This is a genomic window from Mycobacterium sp. IDUB_37 (assembly GCF_055419245.1).
On sequence record NZ_JBVAXG010000011.1, the window covers coordinates 58,595 to 77,151 of the forward strand.

13 protein-coding genes and 1 pseudogene are annotated in these 18,557 nt (G+C 64.9%); 9 read left to right on the forward strand and 5 right to left on the reverse strand.

All coding sequences use genetic code 11. The annotated features are described in order from the left end of the window. The first annotated feature begins 1 nt into the window (after position 1). Both ACZY1I_RS27650 and ACZY1I_RS27655 read left to right on the forward strand, forming a co-directional pair. Positions 2-1,174 (forward strand): ABC transporter ATP-binding protein, encoded by a 1,173-nt coding sequence (locus ACZY1I_RS27650; RefSeq protein ID WP_463760075.1) that lies wholly within the window; start codon positions 2-4, stop codon positions 1,172-1,174. Further along, positions 1,171-1,764: a suppressor of fused domain protein gene (locus tag ACZY1I_RS27655; RefSeq protein WP_463760077.1), complete on the forward strand. Its 594-nt coding sequence runs from the start codon at positions 1,171-1,173 to the stop codon at positions 1,762-1,764. The genes ACZY1I_RS27650 and ACZY1I_RS27655 overlap by 4 nt, the downstream gene beginning before the upstream one ends. Before the next feature lie 5 nt (positions 1,765-1,769). Here the strand turns inward: ACZY1I_RS27655 and ACZY1I_RS27660 are convergent, their stop codons facing one another. After that, positions 1,770-2,354: a TetR/AcrR family transcriptional regulator gene (locus tag ACZY1I_RS27660; RefSeq protein ID WP_463760080.1), complete on the reverse strand. Its 585-nt coding sequence runs from the start codon at positions 2,352-2,354 to the stop codon at positions 1,770-1,772. A 113-nt stretch (positions 2,355-2,467) separates the two neighbouring features. On the opposite strand from ACZY1I_RS27660, the gene ACZY1I_RS27665 reads away from it, so the two are divergent. Then, the gene (locus tag ACZY1I_RS27665) at positions 2,468-3,493 is read left to right on the forward strand and encodes an alpha/beta hydrolase fold domain-containing protein (protein WP_463760082.1); all 1,026 of its coding nucleotides are present in this window, start codon (positions 2,468-2,470) and stop codon (positions 3,491-3,493) included. Then, on the forward strand, positions 3,493-4,752 hold the full coding sequence (locus ACZY1I_RS27670; RefSeq protein WP_463760085.1) for a serine hydrolase domain-containing protein: 1,260 nt from the start codon (positions 3,493-3,495) through the stop codon (positions 4,750-4,752). Before ACZY1I_RS27665 ends, ACZY1I_RS27670 begins: the two co-directional genes overlap by 1 nt. A gap of 4 nt (positions 4,753-4,756) precedes the next feature. Here the strand turns inward: ACZY1I_RS27670 and corA are convergent, their stop codons facing one another. Beyond that, positions 4,757-5,860 carry a magnesium/cobalt transporter CorA gene (gene corA, locus ACZY1I_RS27675; protein WP_463760087.1) on the reverse strand — a complete coding sequence of 368 codons (1,104 nt, stop codon included), beginning with the start codon at positions 5,858-5,860 and terminating at the stop codon, positions 4,757-4,759. A 202-nt stretch (positions 5,861-6,062) separates the two neighbouring features. Here corA and ACZY1I_RS27680 point away from each other — a divergent pair, with 202 nt between their 5' ends. The 4 genes from ACZY1I_RS27680 (at position 6,063) to ACZY1I_RS27695 (ending at position 11,890) form a co-directional block, all read left to right on the forward strand. Continuing rightward, positions 6,063-7,052 carry a malate dehydrogenase gene (locus ACZY1I_RS27680; RefSeq protein ID WP_463760090.1) on the forward strand — a complete coding sequence of 330 codons (990 nt, stop codon included), beginning with the start codon at positions 6,063-6,065 and terminating at the stop codon, positions 7,050-7,052. A 124-nt stretch (positions 7,053-7,176) separates the two neighbouring features. After that, complete coding sequence (locus ACZY1I_RS27685; protein ID WP_463760388.1) at positions 7,177-8,370, forward strand: NAD(P)-dependent malic enzyme; 1,194 nt, start codon at positions 7,177-7,179, stop codon at positions 8,368-8,370. Between the two features lie 35 nt (positions 8,371-8,405). Beyond that, positions 8,406-9,221 (forward strand): glycine betaine ABC transporter substrate-binding protein, encoded by an 816-nt coding sequence (locus tag ACZY1I_RS27690; RefSeq protein WP_463760391.1) that lies wholly within the window; start codon positions 8,406-8,408, stop codon positions 9,219-9,221. A 44-nt stretch (positions 9,222-9,265) separates the two neighbouring features. Beyond that, positions 9,266-11,890 carry a helix-turn-helix transcriptional regulator gene (locus ACZY1I_RS27695; RefSeq protein ID WP_463760092.1) on the forward strand — a complete coding sequence of 875 codons (2,625 nt, stop codon included), beginning with the start codon at positions 9,266-9,268 and terminating at the stop codon, positions 11,888-11,890. On the opposite strand, the gene ACZY1I_RS27700 is transcribed toward ACZY1I_RS27695, so the two are convergent. Beyond that, positions 11,867-12,094 (reverse strand): hypothetical protein, encoded by a 228-nt coding sequence (locus ACZY1I_RS27700; protein ID WP_463760094.1) that lies wholly within the window; start codon positions 12,092-12,094, stop codon positions 11,867-11,869. The genes ACZY1I_RS27695 and ACZY1I_RS27700 overlap by 24 nt on opposite strands. 161 nt (positions 12,095-12,255) lie before the next feature. On the opposite strand from ACZY1I_RS27700, the gene ACZY1I_RS27705 reads away from it, so the two are divergent. Then, on the forward strand, positions 12,256-13,455 hold the full coding sequence (locus tag ACZY1I_RS27705) for an FAD-dependent monooxygenase (RefSeq protein WP_463760096.1): 1,200 nt from the start codon (positions 12,256-12,258) through the stop codon (positions 13,453-13,455). Positions 13,456-13,591: 136 nt separating this feature from the next. On the opposite strand, the pseudogene ACZY1I_RS27710 reads toward ACZY1I_RS27705, so the two are convergent. Both ACZY1I_RS27710 and ACZY1I_RS27715 read right to left on the reverse strand, forming a co-directional pair. After that, positions 13,592-14,407: pseudogene (locus tag ACZY1I_RS27710) on the reverse strand (SDR family NAD(P)-dependent oxidoreductase); the annotation flags it as partial. Positions 14,408-14,628: 221 nt separating this feature from the next. Next, positions 14,629-18,369, reverse strand: a complete 3,741-nt coding sequence (locus ACZY1I_RS27715) for a multifunctional oxoglutarate decarboxylase/oxoglutarate dehydrogenase thiamine pyrophosphate-binding subunit/dihydrolipoyllysine-residue succinyltransferase subunit (protein ID WP_463760100.1) — start codon at positions 18,367-18,369, stop codon at positions 14,629-14,631. Positions 18,370-18,557 lie beyond the last annotated feature (188 nt).

The window sequence follows — 18,557 nt, forward strand, 5'->3', positions numbered from 1 at the left end:
GATGGCCGAGATTGTGTTGGAGCACCTCAACAAGAGTTACCCCGACGGTCACACGGCGGTGCAGGATCTGAGCATCACCATCGCCGACGGGGAGTTTCTCATCCTGGTCGGGCCGTCGGGCTGCGGTAAGACCACGACCCTGAACATGATCGCCGGACTCGAGGACATTTCGTCGGGTGAGTTGCGTATCGGTGGTGAACGGGTCAATGAGAGGGAGCCAAAGGACCGGGACATTGCCATGGTGTTCCAGTCCTACGCGTTGTATCCGCACATGACGGTGCGGCAGAACATTGCTTTTCCGCTGACGCTGGCAAAGATGAGCAAGGCCGACATTGCGCAGAAGGTCGACGAGACGGCCAGAATCCTCGATCTGACAGCCCTGCTGGATCGTCGGCCGTCGCAGTTGTCCGGCGGCCAGCGGCAGCGCGTCGCGATGGGCCGGGCAATTGTGCGTCACCCCAAGGCGTTTCTGATGGACGAGCCGTTGTCCAACCTGGACGCCAAGCTGCGGGTACAGATGCGCGGTGAGATCGCCCGGCTGCAGAAGCGACTGGGCACCACCACCGTCTACGTCACCCACGACCAGACCGAGGCCATGACACTGGGCGACCGGGTGGTGGTGATGCACGGTGGCATCGCACAGCAGATCGGCACTCCCACAGAGCTTTACGAGCACCCGGCGAATCTGTTCGTGGCGGGTTTCATCGGGTCGCCGGCAATGAACTTCTTCCCCGCAACCTTGACATCGTTCGGGTTGACGCTCGCGTTCGGTGAGGTGACGCTGCCTGCGGAGGTTCAGGAGGTGATCGCGCAACACCCGAAACCGGAGAACATCATCGTGGGGGTGCGGCCCGAGCACATTGCGGACGCCTCGCTGATCGACGGCTACCAGCGCATCAGTTCGCTGGTCTTCGAAGTCAACGTCGACCTGGTCGAATCGCTGGGCTCCGACAAGTACGTCTACTTCACCACCGCCGGTCCCGACGTGCACTCCGCCCGACTCGACGAAGTGGCTGCGGAGTCGGAAGTACACGAAAATCAGTTCGTGGCAAGGGTTCCCACCGAATCGAAGGCGGTCGCCGACCAGTCGCTCGAGTTGGCATTCGGCCCCGGCAAACTTGCGGTGTTCGACGCCGATTCCGGCGCCAACCTCACGGTGCCGCTGGCCGAGTGACACAGATCCTCGACGAGGTGCGTAGACATGTGCGCGCCCACTTCAACTCAGAGCCCGCGGCGGCGAGTGTGACGTTCCTGGGTGCCGAACCCATCCAGATACTTAGATTCCGTTCTGGCGCAGACGATTTAGTGCACTACCTGTCGTTGGGCTGCTCGCGTTATCCGATGAACGATCCCACTGACCTGGTCGCTGATCAGGTGCGCGGACCGCGGGCCGAGGTGGTGCTGTCGCTGCGCGACCCGGGTCCGGCCACCGGTCTGGCGCGCAGCCTCGCGATTCTGGCCGCGACGCCTGCGGTCGACGGTGTGGTGCTGGTGCCGGACGCGCTGATCGACCTGGGTGCGCCGTTGTGGGGGACGCCGGGTGTGCGGGTGCCGTTCACCGCAGTGTTGTTGGGTCGCAGCGATATTGCCGATCTGCCGCTGGACCCGCCGCGTGATCCGGTGCAGTTTCTGTCCGCGACCCCCATCACGGCCACTGAGGCGGCCTGGGTTCGACTCAAGGGCGCCGAGGCGATGCGTCAGGCGTGGCTGAACGACGGCGTCGATGTGCTGGACACGAAACGACCTGCCGCACAACCGGACTAAAGCCTCTAGGGGGCGAGTCCCGTCATCAGCATGTCGATGAAGTGGCTGGTGACGTCGTCATCGACGGGTTCGCGGATCAGCAACAGGCGGAAGTAGATCGCTCCGGTGAGCAGTTCGAGAGCCGCGCGCGGGTCGGTGTCGGCGCCCACCTCACCTCGGGCGACGGCGCGGTCGAACATGGCGCGGGTGTGGTCAAGCCGCGATTGCCAGAAGAGCGCGCGGCTGGCGGCCATCGCTGCGTCGTCCCGGGTGCCGACCATCGCCTTGATCATCGCCTGTCCCATCGGGGTATCCGCATAGCTGCTCAGCGTCGCGAGGTACGCGAGCAGGTCGGTACGTAGCGTTCCGGTGTCCGGTACGGGGAGACGATCGCGGTTGTAGTCGACCAGCGCATCGAAGACCAAGTGCTCCTTGGTCGGCCAGCGCCGGTAGATCGAGCTGTCGTGCACCCCTGCCTGGCGCGCTATCTCGCCGATGTTCACCGCATCGGCGCCGCCCTCGGCGACCTTGTCGACCGTTGCCTCCAACACCGCCTGGCGGACTCGTGCGGAGCGCCCGCCCGGTCGGCGACGGCCGGTCGGTTCGGTCATTGTTTCACTCTAACGCAAAGATATTGCGTTAATCAGAGCGCCGAGATATTGTTCACTAACGCAATTCTTCTGCGCTAAGAAGCCAGCGGATAGGTGGGCGAATGACCTCGAAAATGCAGCTCGACACCCGCCTGGACCCGCGGATAAAGGCCTACTTCGCCGGCATGGACGTAGGGACAGGAAAGCCTGACGTCTCGAGTCGAGAGGAATTACTGGCACAGGAAAACACCCCTGAAGCGCAGGCCGCCCAAGACCGCGTCGACTTCCTCTTCAACACGATGGACAGCGAGGACATCGCGCCTTCGACCGGCCTGATTATTCGCACTGAGACGTTCGCCTCTACCCCAGACGGCAACACCGTCAAGATCCAGTACATCCGGCCCGATGACGACGAGACCCTGCCCTGCGTCTACTACATCCACGGCGGCCGCATGCAGTTCAGTTCCTGCTATCAGGGCAACTACCGAACCTGGGGCCGCATGATCGCCGCTCGCGGTGTCGCGGTGGCAATGGTTGATTTCCGGAACTCCGTGCACCCCTCCTCAGCGCCGGAAGTGGCCCCGTTTCCCGCCGGCCTGAACGATTGCGTAGCCGGCCTCAAGTGGGTCCATGCCCATGCCGACCTGCTGGGCATCGACGCGGCACGCATCGTTGTCGCCGGCGAAAGTGGCGGCGGCAACCTGGCTCTCGCGGTGGGGATGAAGCTGAAGCGGGACGGCGAACCGGGCCTGATTCGAGGCCTGTACGCGATGTGCCCCTTCATCGCGGGGGAGTGGCCGCTGCCCCAGAACCCCTCGTCGGTCGAGAATGAGGGGATCTTCCTGTCCTTCCAAGACAACCGGAGCACCATGGCCTATGGCATCGACGCCTTCAACGCCCGTGACCCGCTCGCCTGGCCCGGTATGGCAACACCCGAGGATGTGCGAGGCCTGCCTCCCGTGATCATCAGTGTCAACGAGTGTGATCCGTTGCGCGACGAAGGCATTGGCTTTTTCCGGCTCTTGCTGGAAAGTGGTGTTGCGGCGCGGTGCCGGCAGGTGATGGGCACCGTCCACGGCACCGAGATCATGCCGGTCGTCTGTCCCGACATCAGCCGCGACACCGCGGCCAGCATCACCGACTTCGCCAGGAGCGTGTGATGACGACGACCCCGTTGCCGCTGGCATCACCGGACTCGGTCGGCTTCTGCCCCGAGCGTCTGGACCGTATCGACCAGGCGATGCAGGCGGAGATCGACGCCGGTCATTATCCCGCTATCAGTCTGATGGTCGCCCGGCACGGCAAACTGGTGAAGTCCCGACGCTTCGGATACCAGACGCTCGAAAGTCGTTCGCCACTAAGGGAAGACGCAATTTTTCGCATCGCGTCGATGACCAAGCCGATCATCGCAGTAGCGATGATGACGCTCTACGAAGAAGGCAAGTGGCAGCTCGACGATCCCGTCAGCAAATTCATTCCCGAGCTAGCCGACGTACGCGTCCTGCAGGACGACAAGCTCGTCCCGCTCGATCGTCCGATGACGATGCGCCATCTGATGGCGTCCTGCGCGGGCTTCGCTTTCGGCGCCCCAATGGGCAGCACCAACCCGAAGGTCGACCAGATGTACGTCGCGGCAAACCTTTTCAGCGGCACGAACGATGAGATGATCGCCAAGCTGGCCAAACTCCCGCTGGAAGCCCAGCCCGGCACGCTGTTCCGGTACGGCTTTCAGCAGGAGGTCCAAGGCGCGATCATCAAGCGGATATCGGGGGAGACGCTCAATACCTTCCTGCAACGGCGCATCTTCGGACCATTGGGCATGACCGATACCGGCTTCGGCGTGGCGCCGGAAAAGCGGGACCGCATCGCACCTCGCTACACCCTGGACGAGAACCTCAAAATCGTTCTCGCCGAGGACCAGTCGCCGTTTCCGGTGCTGGCCGGAGTTGCCGCGGGGGAGAAGCCGAAGTACCTGCTCTCGATCGCCGGTCTCTATTCGACCGCACAGGACTACCTGCGCTTCGCGCAGATGCTCGCGAATGGCGGAATCCTCGACGAAGCAAGGATATTGGCGCCGACTTCGGTCAAGCTGATGACCACGAACCTGCTCCCGGACGGTGTGCCGTTGCGTTTCGATCAGCCGTTCGCGGGCGTCGGCTACGGCATGGGAGTCGGCATTGTGCTCGACCCGGCGCGGGCCGATTTCAACGGTGGCGCGATCGGCGCGGGCACCTACTACTGGGGCGGCGTGCACGGCACCTGGTTCTGGGTCGATCCGGTCTACGACGTCATCGTCGTCGGCATGGTCCAGCAAGAGAGCGCCGGCAACGCGATGACGGGCCGCCCCTACCCGATGCCCGATATCCGCGGGATATCGCGGTCCATCGTCTATGCGGCGCTGGTCGATCCCGCGCGCTAGGCCCCTAGAGCCATTCCCGCTTGCGGAAATTGAAGTAGAGGAACACGCAGACCACCAACATGATGACGATCACCGTGGGGTAACCCCACTTCTCGTTCAGCTCAGGCATGTCGTGGAAATTCATTCCGTAGATCCCGGCGACCATCGTGGGTACCGCGACAATGCCGGCCCAAGCCGAAATCTTGCGCATGTCCATGTTCTGCTGCATGCCGACGCGCGCGAGCGCGGCCTGGACCAGAGAGTTGAGCATGTCGTCGTAGCTGGCGATCTGCTCAGCGGCCTGGGTCTGATGGTCGGCGACGTCGCGCATGTAGCGGCGAATTTCCTTGTTGATCAGTTCCTTGTTCTCCAGCTGCATCCGCTGGAACGCGTTCGACAACGGGGCGACGCAGCGGCGCAGTTCGACGACCTCACGCTTGAGCAGGTAGATCGGCTCGACATCGATGCTCTTGCCTGGCGAGAAGGCCACCACCTCCATGGCGTCGACATCGTCTTCCATCAGGCTGGTGACGCCCAGGTAGTGGTCCACCACGTAGTCGGCGATCGCGTGCATCACCGCGTACGGGCCCAGTCGCAGGTGGTCGGGGTTGCAGTCCATCTTCTTGCGCACTTCGTGCAATCCGCCGTGCTCGCCGTGGCGGACGGTGACCACGAAGTCGTTGCCGACGAAAATCATGATCTCGCCGGTCTCGACGATCTCGCGGGCCAGCGCCACCGACTCGTGCGGGACGTAGTTGACCGTCTTGAGCACCAGGAAGAGCGAGTCGTCGTAGCGCTCCAGCTTGGGGCGCTGGTGTGCGTGCACGGCGTCCTCAACCGCCAGCGGGTGCAGCCCGAAGACGTCGGCTACTTCCTGCATGTGGCCCTCGTCCGGTTCGTGCAGCCCAACCCAGACGAACGCCTCCTGTCCGGGGTGCTCGATCTCGCGGACCTTGGCCAGCGCCTCGGCGGGCGTGAACGTGCCGGTCAGCCGGTTGCCGTCGACGTACACGCCGCAGTCGACCAGTATCTGGGCGGGCGGATGCGCGACCGGGTGTACATGCTGCTGATGACGTGGCTTTGCGACCGGTCTCAGTGCTTCGGGTAACGCGTCAAACCCTTGGAACACATCCACCTCCGATCGCGCCGATGAGCTGCTCCAGGGTACGCGCCCCTAACCCGCGGAGCGGAATGAAGTAATGCCGCCAGCAGCTAATTCCCAGCAAGGTGTAGATGAACAACTGGTGGTCGACGGACCGGCGGCATCGCGACGACGGCAGTGCGCTAGTTTCGACCCCGACACCCAAAGATCTATAAGGAGTGAAACCGACGTGAGCGCAAGTCCTCTCAAGGTCGCCGTCACCGGTGCCGCCGGCCAGATCGGCTATAGCTTGTTGTTCCGCTTGGCCAGTGGTTCGCTGCTCGGCCCGGATCGCCCGATCGAGCTGCGTCTGCTCGAGATCGAGCCGGCGCTCAAAGCGCTCGAGGGTGTCGTGATGGAACTCGATGACTGTGCATTCCCGCTGCTGTCCGGTGTTGAGATCGGCGCCGACGCGAACAAGATCTTCGATGGCGTGAACCTGGCCCTGCTGGTCGGTGCGCGTCCCCGTGGCCCGGGCATGGAGCGCGGCGACCTGCTCTCGGCCAACGGCGCGATCTTCACCGCACAGGGCAAGGCGCTCAACTCCGTCGCCGCTGACGACGTGCGCATCGGCGTGACCGGAAACCCGGCCAACACCAACGCGCTCATCGCGCTCAGCAACGCGCCCGACATCCCCAGCGAGCGGTTCTCCGCGCTCACCCGGTTGGACCACAACCGCGCGATCTCGCAGCTGGCCAAGAAGACCGGTGCCGCCGTCACCGACATCAAGAAGATCACCATCTGGGGCAACCACTCGGCCACCCAGTACCCCGACATCTTCCACGCCGAGGTCGGCGGCAAGAACGCCGCCGAGGTCGTCAACGACCAGGCCTGGATCGAGAACGACTTCATCCCGACTGTCGCCAAGCGCGGTGCGGCGATCATCGACGCTCGTGGCGCATCTTCGGCCGCCTCGGCCGCGTCGGCGACCGTGGACGCCGCCCGCTCCTGGCTGCTGGGCAGCCCGGAGGGCGACTGGGTATCGATGGCGGTCCTTTCGGACGGCTCGTACGGAGTGCCGGAGGGAATCGTCTCGTCGTTCCCGGTGACCACCAAGGACGGCAACTGGTCGATCGTTCAGGGCCTCGAGATCGACGAGTTCTCCCGGGGCAAGATCGACAAGTCCACCGCGGAGTTGGCCGACGAGCGCAAGGCAGTCACCGAACTCGGGCTGATCTGAGCAGTGTGTCGATCGCGAGCGCGGCGGAGCCGAGCGCAGCGGGTCGGCACAGTTGGGCACAGCGGGCGATTATGGCCATCAGGGGCCGAGCAGTACCCTGATGGCCGTGTCCGAAACGCTTGACATGGTGAAAAGTCTTCCCGAGCAGAGCCAACAAGTCCTCATCACCGATGAGGAGATCTTCGAGGCACACGTAGGCGGCAAGCTGTCCGTAGACATGACGACGCCGCTGGACACCAAGCGTGCGTTGTCGATCGCCTACACCCCCGGTGTGGCGCAGGTCAGTCGCGCTATCGCGGCCGATCGCACCCTGGCCGCCCGGTACACCTGGGCCAGCCGACTGGTCGCCGTGGTCAGCGACGGCAGTGCCGTGCTCGGCCTGGGGGACATCGGTCCCGCGGCGTCGTTGCCGGTGATGGAAGGCAAGTGCGCACTCTTCAAGGAGTACGGCGGGCTCAACGCGATCCCGATCGTGCTGGACACCAAGGACCCCGACGAGATCGTCGAGACGCTGGTGCGACTGCGCCCGACGTTCGGCGCCGTCAACCTCGAGGACATCTCCGCCCCGCGTTGCTTCGAGATCGAGCGCCGCGTGATCGAGGCGCTGGATTGCCCGGTGATGCACGACGACCAGCACGGCACCGCGATCGTCGCGCTGGCGGCGCTGATGGGCGCCACCAAGGTGGTCGGCCGGGACATGTCCTCGGTGCGGGTGGTGGTCTCCGGCGCCGGCGCGGCCGGTGTCGCGTGCACCAATCTGCTTCTGGCCATGGGTGTTTCGGATATCACGGTGCTGGACTCGCGGGGCATCGTGCACGGTGGCCGGGACGACATGAACAGCGTCAAGATCGATCTGGCGCGCCGTACCAACCCGAGCGGACGCACCGGCGGCCTGGTTGAAGCGCTGGACGGCGCCGACGTCTTCCTCGGGGTGTCCGGTGGCGTGGTGCCTGAAGAGTTGATCGCGACGATGGCGCCGAATTCGATCGTCTTCGCGCTATCCAACCCCGACCCGGAAATCCATCCCGATGTCGCGGCCAAGTACGCGGCGGTAGTGGCCACCGGACGCAGTGACTTCCCCAACCAGATCAACAACGTGCTGGCGTTCCCCGGTATTTTCCGCGGCGCGCTCGACGTCGGGGCGCGCCGGATCACCGAGAAGATGATGGTGGCGGCGGCCGAGGCGATCTATGCGGTGGCCAGCGAGGATCTCGCGATCGACCGGATCGTGCCGAGTCCGCTGGACCGGCGGGTCGGTGAAGCGGTCGCCGCGGCGGTGGCCATGGCCGCAGATTCCTCCGACGCCTCTTGGGGGTGAGCATCGGCAGGCCGGCCGCGCTGCTGCTGGCTCTGATGCTGGTGCTGGCCGGGTGTTCGTCCGGCACCGGAGACCGCAATCCCGACCTGGTGGTCGGGTCCAAGGCGGATGGCAATTCGAGATTGCTGGCTGCCCTCTACATCGCCGCGTTGCGCTCCTATGCATTCCCCGCACATGCCGAGACCGCCGAGGACCCGATGGCCAAGCTGGACTCGGGCGCCTTCACCGTGGTGCCTTCCTATACCGGCAGGGTGCTGCAGAGTCTGCAACCCGGCGCCACGGCGCTGTCCGACAAGCAGGTCTATCAAGCAATGAATGCGGCGCTGCCCGAGGGCGTCGCGGCCGGCGACTATGCCACCGCGGCCGAGGACAAACCGACGCTGGTCGTTACCGGCGCCACCGCCCGGGCGTGGGGCGGGAGCGACCTGAGTCTGCTGCCCGGCCACTGTGACGGGTTGCGGGCGGGTGTCGTCGGTGGCATGCACACGCCCGCGTCGGTTGGCGCCTGCCGACTGCCCGTTCCGCGCGAATTCCCCGATGACGCAACGATGTTCGCGGCACTGCGCACGGGCGAACTGACCGCCGCGTGGGCCACCACCGCCGATCCCGGTATTCCGTCGGACTTGATTGCGTTGGCCGACAGCACCAAAGATTCGCTGATCGAGGCGGAGAGCGTGGTGCCGCTGTATCGGCGCAATGCGCTGAGCACCCGGCAGCTTTTGGCCATCAATGAGATAGCCGGCGTGCTGGACACCGCCGCGCTGGCCGACATGCGCCGCAAGGTGGCGGCCGGTGCCGACCCGCAGGCGGTGGCCGACGGGTGGTTGGGTGAGCACCCGCTGGGGCGCTGAGCAGCGCCTCGGTTCATTAGATTGATCGACTAACATTTGTTCCCATGGGGGACCGCTGGCCGCTGACAGGTCGTGCGGAAGAACTTCACCTGATCGGTGAGGCGCTGACCGGGGGCGAATACAAGGGCATGGTTGTCGCCGGAGCCGCCGGCGTCGGCAAGACCCGCTTGGCCCGGACAGCCGTCGACGAGGCGGCGCGCACCGGATGGTCGGTGCGCCGGGTGGCCGGCACCGCCACCGGTCGCGCAGTGACTCTTGGGGCATTCGCGCGGTGGGCCGGCGACGGAGATACATCGTCACTATCCTTGGTGCGCAGAGTATTTGCCGGATTGACCGAAGACACTGACGGTGCCCCGCTGCTGGTGTTCGTCGATGACGCGCACCTGCTCGACGATCTCTCGGCGCTGATTGTCCATCAACTCGTACTACAAGATTTTGCGAGCGTGATCGTCACGATCCGTACCGGCGAGCCCGCGCCTGACGCCATCACAGCGCTGTGGAAGGACCATCTACTGCGCCGGGTGGATCTACAGTCGTTGTCCCGCAACGAAACTGACCGTTTGTTGCAAACCGTTCTGGGCGGTCCTATCAGCCCGGACAGTACCGACCGGCTGTGGAAGCTGAGTCAGGGAAATGTGCTGTTCCTGCGTCATCTCGTCGAACACGATTGGGAATCCGGCAGTCTCGCGCTGGTCGATGCCGAATGGCGTTGGGGGGGAGCACTATCGGCATCACCGTCGCTGATCGAGTTGGTGGAGCAACAGATCGGCGCGGTGGCCGACGACATACAGCAGGTGGTGGATTTGGTGGCGATCGCCGAACCCATCGGTCGACAACTCCTGGGCACGCTGGCGGACCCGGAAGCGATCGAGTCCGCCGAGCGGCGCGGACTGATCGCGGCGGCTTCGACAACCGATGCGGTCTTTGTCGGTCATCCCCTGTACGGCGAGATCCGATTGAGTCACTGTGGGCCGTTGCGGCTGAGGAGATTACGCGGCAGCGTGGCTGCCGCAATGGCCAAGACGGCGGATGCCGATCTGCTTCGGGTAGGACTGCTGTGGCTGGAATCCGATCTGCCGCCGGACGCGGAGATCCTGACCCAGGCCGCGAAGATCGCCGCGTCGCGACTGGATGTCGGACTCGCCGAGCGGCTCTCGCGTGCGGCCGTCACCGCACAACCCGGTCCCGACACGAAGATCCCGCTGGCCTACATCCTCTTCCTGCAGGAGAAGGGTGATGACGCTGAAGCAGTCCTCGACACGCTCGGCGCGACGGAGCTCGCCACCCGCGGGTTCCTGGACGGATCCATCCTGCGTGCGTCGAATCTGTTGCGGCTGTTGAAGAAACCTGACCAGGCCCGTGTCGTGATCGAAGACGCGATGCGACTCGGCGACGACGACCGCAACCATTCGCTGCGCACCTTCCGCGCCACGATGGAAGTGATGGCCGCCGAACCAACCGTTGCGATCGCCACCATGGAAGCGGTCGACTACGACCGGTTGGATGATTTCGGCCGGGTTGTCGGCTACGCGGCCGAGGCAATTGCGCTCGGCGACCGGGGACGCGTCGACGACGCAACGCAGCGGGCCACGGCGGGCTACCGGGTGCTGGCCGAATCTCCGCAGGAGGCGACGTTTCACGGCTCAGGTCTCGGAGAGTTTCACGCCTACGCACTGATGGCCGCGGGATACGTCGACGAGGCGGTGGCGGTTGCCGACGAGCAGTATCGCCAGTACGCCGACCTGCCCGGTATGTCGCGGTCGATGGCTGTTGGTGCCCAGGGCATGGCTGCGCTTGGCAAGGGTGATCTGGTTGCGTCCCTGCGGTACTTGAAAGCGGCAGACGATAGTTTCGGCGGCTACGGCGAGATCTCCGGTTTGTTCTACCGATTCATGATCCTGCAGACGGAGGCGCTGGCGCGGTCCGGAGCCATCGATGCTGCCGTGGCCGCACAGGAACGGGCCCGGCGAAGTCGACATCCGGCGTACTTGTATGTCGAGTCCGGATACCTGTTGTCGACCGCATGGGTGAGCGCAGTGCAGGGACGAACCACTGTTGCGCGCGAGATAACCTTACGCGCAACGGAATTCGCCCGAGATCACCACCAACTTGCGCGCGAGGTCCTCTGCCTGCAGGCCGGAGTGCAATTCGGCGACCTCGGCGCAGCGTCCCGACTCGACGAGTTGGCCGCGCAGGTCGAAGGCCCGAGAGCGCCGCTGGCGGCCCGCTACGCCCGTGCTTTGGCCAACGACGATGCCGCCGGACTGGATGCGGCGTCAAGCGGCTTCGAGGCAATGGGCGATGTCCTGGCGGCGGCCGATGCCGCGGCGCAGGCGGCCGCCTCGCACCGCGCGGCCGGGCGACGCGGTAGTGCGCTCACGTCGAACGCCCGAGCCCAGTTGCTCGCCGGACAGTGCGGGGGGCCGGTCAGCCCGGCGTTGGCCGCCAGCAAGGTGCCGCTGCACTTCACCCGTCGCGAGCATGAGATTGCAAATCTGATTGCACGGGGCCTGTCCAACAGAGAGATCGCCGAAGCGACGTCGCTGTCGATTCGCACCATCGAGGGTCACGTGTACCAAGCCAGCAATAAGGCTGGGGTTTCTTCGCGTGCAGAACTGGCCGCACTGGTGCAGCTGTTCAACGACTCAGACGGCGCGTCGGGCGATTGAGGGGCTGTTGGCCCCGGCGGTGAGGACATCGCTGTCCACCCTGCGGCGCGCCACGTCGAAAAAGGTGCTGAGGCACTCGGCCTCGTTATGCAGGTATGTGCAGATCAGCTCGTCGGCTACGCCGGCCTTCTGCAGGCGAAGTGCCATTGAATGCGCGTCATCCCAGCTGCGGAGTGCCGCATCGATCTTCCCGCCCGTTGTCATGACAATCCTTTGCGCCGGAGCTGCTATCTAAGACTCTTCGACAATCGCGTACCGGGCACCCGCGTTCACCCGTAGCCGACTACTTGATTTGCCAATGCCTTGCGCTGTCGACTACCTGCTTTCGATTCGTGTGACCCGTCCGCCGCCGGGTACTAGCAGGTATGGTTTCCGGTCTGAATGTCCTCGTGTCAGGGGCCAGCATCGCCGGCCCGGCAGTGGCTTTCTGGCTGAGCCGGGCGGGGCACCGTGTGACGTTGGTGGAACGCGCCAAAAGGCTGCGTGGAGCGGGCCAGAACATCGATGTCCGCGGGCCGGCCCGGGAAGTGTTGCGCAGAATGGACTTGGAAGACGTTGCGCTGGAACAGAAAACCGGTGAGCTCGGTATCCGGTTCGTTAACGAGCGCGATGCGGTGCTGGCGGAGTTCCCGGCGGGTCGCGATGACAGCGCCGGAGCGACTGCGGAACTCGAGATCCTGCGCGGAGCGTTGGCCGAGATCCTGGTTCAGGCCGGCCGATCGCAAGTTGCCTACGAGTTCGGTGACTACATCGAACGGGTGGCCCAGCGAGGCGACACGGTGGATGTCACTTTCGCGGGGGGATCCCGGCGCGAATTCGATCTTCTGGTGATTGCCGAGGGTGCCCAGTCGCTCAGTCGCAGAATGATTTTCGGCGAAGTACCGCTGCGACGGTTGGGACTGTATGTCGCCTACGGCTCGATCGAGCGGCACGTCGCGGATACCCAATGGTGGACCTGGTTCAACGCCGTCGGCGGCCGTTCCATCACCCTGCGACCCGACAATGTGGGCACCACCCGGGTGGCGTTGTCGTTCCTATCGGGCGAGCGGGACTACCAGGATCTGGCTCCCGCTGAACAGCGAGAAGCGCTGCGCAGCAACTACTCCGGCGTCGGGTGGAAAGCGCCGCGCATCCTTGACGCGCTTGCCGCCAGTGACGAGCTTTACGTCGACGACCTCACCCAGGTCCGTGCGCCGGACTGGGTTCGGGGACGGACCGTTCTGCTCGGTGATGCGGCCTGGTGCGCCACGCCGATCAGCGGAATGGGAACGTCGTTAGCCCTGACCGGGGCCTATCTGTTGGCCGGCGAGTTGTCATGTGCGCCAACGGTTGCGGCCGGGTTGCGGGCTTTCGAGGCCCGGATGCGCCCAGTGGTGAACCGGGCGCAGAAACTGCCGCCCGGCGCCCCCCGGTTGGCCCACCCGAAATCGCGTGCCGGTCTGACTGCATTGCACACGGCACTGCGTGTTGCCGGATCGCGCCCGGTACGGGCGGCGGCGCAGCGCGTACCGTCCAAGGCGCGATCTGCGGACAATCTGCCACGGTATGAGTCGCTCGACGGTTGACCGACGTCGCAACCGCGTCGGCCGGAAACTATGTAGAAGTCTCGGGTGTTTCGGCTGGAGCGGCAGCCGGAGACGGTTCCACAGCAGTCACGAGTTTCTCTTCTGGCATGACAGTCGAAACCTGGGCGTTGCGGCTAGGCAGCAGTCGGCTCGTCGCTTTCAGGAACAGCCGTTGATAGCCCGAACCGGTCAGCCGTACCAAGGCGTCCAGCACCTTGGCGTCTGCGCCGACCAACACCCGGGCGCGCTTCTTGTTCACCGCGTCCAAGATGATCCGGGCGGCACGCTCGGGGCTGGTGCGGGCCAGTCGGTCGAACGCCTTGCTCAGATCCGCGACGTCGAGTCCCTCGACCGCGGTGGAGTTGCGGGCGATCGCGGTCTTCACGCCCCCGGGGTGCACGGTCGTCACCGCGACCGGGTGCTGCGCCACGATCATCTCCTGGCGGAGCGCTTCGGTGAAGCCGCGGACGGCGAACTTGGCCGAGTTGTAAGCCGCCTGACCCGGTACCGAGAAGAGCCCGAAGACGCTGGAGACATTGACCACGTGACCGTCGCCGGATGCGATGAGGTGCGGCAGGAATGCTTTGGTGCCGTTCACGACGCCCCAGTAGTCGACGTCCATCACCCGTTCGATGTCTTTGAACGAACTGACCTCGATGTCGCCGCTGAAGGCGATGCCTGCGTTGTTGTAGATCTGGTTGACCTTGCCGAAGTGCTCCTTGACCTCGTCGGCGTACAGCAGGAAGCGCTCGCGTTCGGTGACGTCGAGCCGGTCGGCCTTGACGGGCACCCCGATCGCCTTCAGTCGCTGCTCGGTCTGCGCCAGACCCTCGGTGTCGACGTCGCAGATCGCGACGCTGGCGCCCGAGCGACCCAGTTCGATGGCCAGCGCCTGCCCGATGCCCGACCCTGCGCCGGTGACCACGGCTACCTTTCCCGCGAACCCCTGCATGAACACTCCTTCGTGTCAGCTCATTTTCATCGAGGTTAACCGGTACCAGCGGTTGCGGATACTGCAAGGTGGTCAAGCCCACACTCACGGTCCGCTCGAACGTGAAGCTGGTTTCACGCTGGGCGCCGAGCGTGAAACCAGCCTCACGCTCGGCCGCGCAACACTCAGGGCCGGATTGCCCGACTCCTTACTCCCGCCGTACCGGCGCTCGCCGTCGTCGGCTAGGCGAACGCGGTGTCGAGAATCTCCTGCTGCTCGACGGCGTGCACCTTCGACGAACCCGAAGACGGCGCCGACATCGCCCGCCGGGAGATCCGCTTGATCCCGGAGAACCGGTCCGGCAGCACCTCGGGCAGCGTCAGCCCCAACGACGGCCAGGCACCCTGGTTCGCTGGCTCTTCCTGGACCCAGAAGTACTGCTTCGCGTTCGGGTAACGTCCGACAATCTCGTCGAGCCGGCGCCTGGGCAGTGGGGCGAGCTGTTCGATGCGCACGATCGCGACGTCGTCCCGCTTGTCCTTGGCTTTGCGGGCCGCCAACTCGTAGTAGATCTTGCCGCTGGTCAGCAGAATCCGTTTGACCTTGCTGCGGTCTCCGTCACCCTCGTCGTAGGTCGGTTCCTCGATCACCGACCGGAACTTCATCTCGGTGAATTCCTTGATGTCGCTGACCGCGGCCTTATTGCGCAACATCGACTTCGGTGTGAAGACGATCAGCGGTCGCTTCACGCCGTCGAGCGCGTGCCGCCGTAGCAGGTGGAAGTAGTTGGCCGGCGTCGACGGCACCGCGATCGTCATCGACCCTTCCGCCCAGAGCTGCAGGAAGCGTTCGATGCGGCCGGACGTGTGGTCCGGGCCCTGCCCCTCATGCCCGTGCGGCAGCAGCAGCACCACGGTCGACAGCTGGCCCCACTTGGCTTCACCGGAGCTGATGAACTCGTCGATGATCGACTGCGCGCCGTTGACGAAGTCGCCGAACTGCCCCTCCCACAGCACCACCGCATCCGGGTTGCCGACGGTATAGCCGTATTCGAAGCCGACGACCGCGTACTCCGACAGCGGGGAGTCGAAGACCAGGAACTTGCCCCCGGTCGGGTGGCCGTCCTTGTCGGTTGCCAGCAGTTGTAGGGGAGTGAACTCCGCGCCGGTCTTGCGGTCGATCAGCACCGAATGCCGCTGCGAGAAGGTGCCGCGTCGGGAGTCCTGCCCCGACAGCCGCACCAGCTTGCCCTCGGCGACCAACGTGCCGAAAGCCAGCAGTTCGCCGAACGCCCAGTCGACTTTGCCCTCGTAGGCCATCTCCCGGCGCTTGTCCAGCACCGGCTGGACCCGCTGGTGGGTGGTGAACCCCTCGGGTGCGGACAGGAAGGCGTCGCCGATCCGGGCCAGCAGTGACTTGTCCACCGAGGTGTCCAGTCCGGCCGGGATCATCTGGTCAGCCTCGACCGATTCACTGGGCAGTGCGCCGTGCTTCTCCAGCTCTCGGACCTCGTTGAAGACCTGCTCCAGCTGGCCCTGGTAGTCGCGCAGCGCGTCTTCGGCTTCCTTCAGGGAGATGTCGCCACGACCGATCAGGGCTTCGGTGTAGCTCTTGCGGACGCCGCGCTTGATGTCGACGACGTCGTACATGTAGGGGTTGGTCATCGACGGGTCGTCGCCCTCGTTGTGCCCGCGCCGGCGGTAGCACAGCATGTCGATGATGACGTCCTTCTTGAACCGCTGACGGAAGTCCACGGCCAGTCGCGCCACCCACACACACGCTTCCGGGTCGTCGCCGTTGACGTGGAAGATCGGGGCGCCGATCATCTTCGCGACATCGGTGCAGTACTCACTGGACCTGGAGTACTCGGGAGCGGTCGTGAAGCCGATCTGGTTGTTGACGATCAAGTGGATGGTGCCGCCCACCCGGTAGCCGGGCAGGTTCGCCAGGTTCAGCGTCTCCGCAACGACGCCTTGGCCGGCGAACGCGGCGTCACCGTGCAGCATGAACGGGACCACCGAGTAGGCCTTCTCGCCGTCGCTGTCGTCGGCACCGTGGTCGAGCAGATCCTGTTTGGCTCGCACCAGGCCCTCCAGTACCGGGTCGACCGCTTCCAGGTGTGAGGGGTTTGCGGTCAGCGATACCTGAATGTCGTTGTCGCCGAACATCTGCATGTAATTGCCGGTGGCACCGAGGTGGTACTTCACGTCGCCGGACCCGTGCGCCTGGGATGGGTTCAGGTTGCCCTCGAACTCGCTGAAGATCTGCGAATAGGGCTTGCCGACGATATTGGCCAACACGTTGAGCCGACCGCGGTGCGGCATTCCGATGACTACTTCGTCGAGGCCGTGCTCGGCGCACTGGTCGATCGCCGCATCCATCAGCGCGATGGTGCTCTCGGCGCCTTCCAGCGAGAACCGCTTCTGTCCGACGTACTTCGTCTGCAGGAACGTTTCGAAGGCCTCGGCGGCGTTGAGCTGGCTCAAAATGTATTTCTGTTGTGCCACAGTGGGTTTGACGTGCTTGGTCTCCACCCGCTCTTCCAGCCACGCCAGTTGCTCGGGGTCGAGGATGTGGGTGTACTCGACGCCGATGTGGCGGCAGTAGGCGTCACGCAGCAAGCCGAGCACGTCGCGCAACTTCTTGTACTCGGCGCCGGCAAACCCGCTCACCTTGAACACTCGGTCGAGGTCCCACAGCGTCAGGCCGTGTGTCAGTACCTCGAGGTCGGGGTGGCTGCGGAACCGGGTGGTGTCCAGTCGCAGCGGGTCGATGTCGGCCATCAGGTGGCCGCGGTTGCGGTACGCCGCGATCAACTCCATGACGCGGGCGTTCTTGTCGACGATCGAGTCCGGGTTGTCGATACTCCACCGGACCGGCAGGTACGGAATGCCCAACTCGCGGAAGATGTCGTCCCAGAAGTCATCCGAGAGCAGCATCTGGTGAATGGTGCGCAGGAAGTCGCCGGACTCCGCGCCCTGGATGATGCGGTGGTCATAGGTCGAGGTCAGGGTGATCAGCTTGCCGATCCCCAACTCAGCGATCCGCTCCTCGCTGGCGCCCTGGAACTCGGCGGGGTACTCCATCGCGCCGACACCGATGATGGCGCCCTGGCCGGCCATCAGCCTGGGCACCGAGTGCACGGTGCCGATCGTGCCGGGGTTAGTCAACGAAATCGTCACGCCGGCAAAGTCTTCGGCGGTGAGCTTGCCGTCGCGAGCCCGGCGCACGATGTCTTCGTAGGCGGAAACGAACTCGGCGAACCGCAGTTCCTCGCAGTTCCTGATGCCGGCCACGACCAGGGCGCGCTTGCCGTCCTTGCCCTGCAGGTCGATCGCCAGCCCGAGATTGGTGTGCGCCGGCGTGACCGCGTTCGGCTTGCCGTCGATCTCGGCATAATGCCGGTTGAGGTTCGGGAACTGCTTCACCGCCTGCACCAGCGCGTAGCCCAGCAGGTGGGTGAAAGAGATCTTGCCGCCGCGGGTTCGCTTCAACTGGTTGTTGATGACGATTCGGTTGTCGATCATCAGCTTGGCCGGAACGGCACGGACGCTGGTCGCCGTCGGTACGTCCAGTGACGCCGACATGTTCTTGACGACGGCCGCCGCGGCGCCCCGCAGCACCTGCATCTCGTCGCCTTCGGCGGGCGCGGGCGGGGCCGCCTTTGCTGGTGCGGCTTTGGCCGTTGCGCCGTTGTCGGCCGCCGCGGTGCTCTTGGCGGGCTGGATCGCGGGCGTGGCCGGCTTTGCCTGCGCAGCGGGTTTCGCCGGGGCCGGCTGACTCGCGGGCTTGGGCTGGCTCACCGGTTTGGCCTGGCTCGAAGCGGGCCCGTCCTGTGCTTGCTCCCCGGCCGCCTCAGGGTTGTAGTCGACCAGGAACTCATGCCAGCTCGGGTCGACCGACGAGGGGTCGTCGCGAAACTTGCGGTACATCTCCTCGACCAGCCACTCGTTTTGCCCGAATGGTGAACTTATGTTGGCCACGGCCGCTGTTCCCCTCAATTCTGTTAAGGGAAGTGGCGCAAGCGTTTTCGGCGACGCCCACAGTCCACTTCCAGCCCCGGGTCGCGGGGCAGCCTCATACCCTCGGCGGCCGGTTCAAGGTCCCGGCCATTTCAGACCCATAAAGGCTAACGCTTTGCCCGCGATAAGCCAGAGGGACTGTCGCGATC

Excerpts from the sequence above, each read along its gene's own strand:
- ACZY1I_RS27700 (WP_463760094.1), bottom strand. The coding sequence starts at position 12,094 with ATGACAACGGGCGGGAAGATCGATGCGGCACTCCGCAGCTGGGATGAC.
- ACZY1I_RS27705 (WP_463760096.1), top strand. The coding sequence starts at position 12,256 with ATGGTTTCCGGTCTGAATGTCCTCGTGTCAGGGGCCAGCATCGCCGGC.
- ACZY1I_RS27650 (WP_463760075.1), top strand. The coding sequence starts at position 2 with ATGGCCGAGATTGTGTTGGAGCACCTCAACAAGAGTTACCCCGACGGT.
- ACZY1I_RS27690 (WP_463760391.1), top strand. The coding sequence starts at position 8,406 with ATGCTGGTGCTGGCCGGGTGTTCGTCCGGCACCGGAGACCGCAATCCC.
- ACZY1I_RS27660 (WP_463760080.1), bottom strand. The coding sequence starts at position 2,354 with ATGACCGAACCGACCGGCCGTCGCCGACCGGGCGGGCGCTCCGCACGA.
- ACZY1I_RS27665 (WP_463760082.1), top strand. The coding sequence starts at position 2,468 with ATGCAGCTCGACACCCGCCTGGACCCGCGGATAAAGGCCTACTTCGCC.
- ACZY1I_RS27695 (WP_463760092.1), top strand. The coding sequence starts at position 9,266 with ATGGGGGACCGCTGGCCGCTGACAGGTCGTGCGGAAGAACTTCACCTG.
- ACZY1I_RS27685 (WP_463760388.1), top strand. The coding sequence starts at position 7,177 with ATGGTGAAAAGTCTTCCCGAGCAGAGCCAACAAGTCCTCATCACCGAT.
- ACZY1I_RS27670 (WP_463760085.1), top strand. The coding sequence starts at position 3,493 with ATGACGACGACCCCGTTGCCGCTGGCATCACCGGACTCGGTCGGCTTC.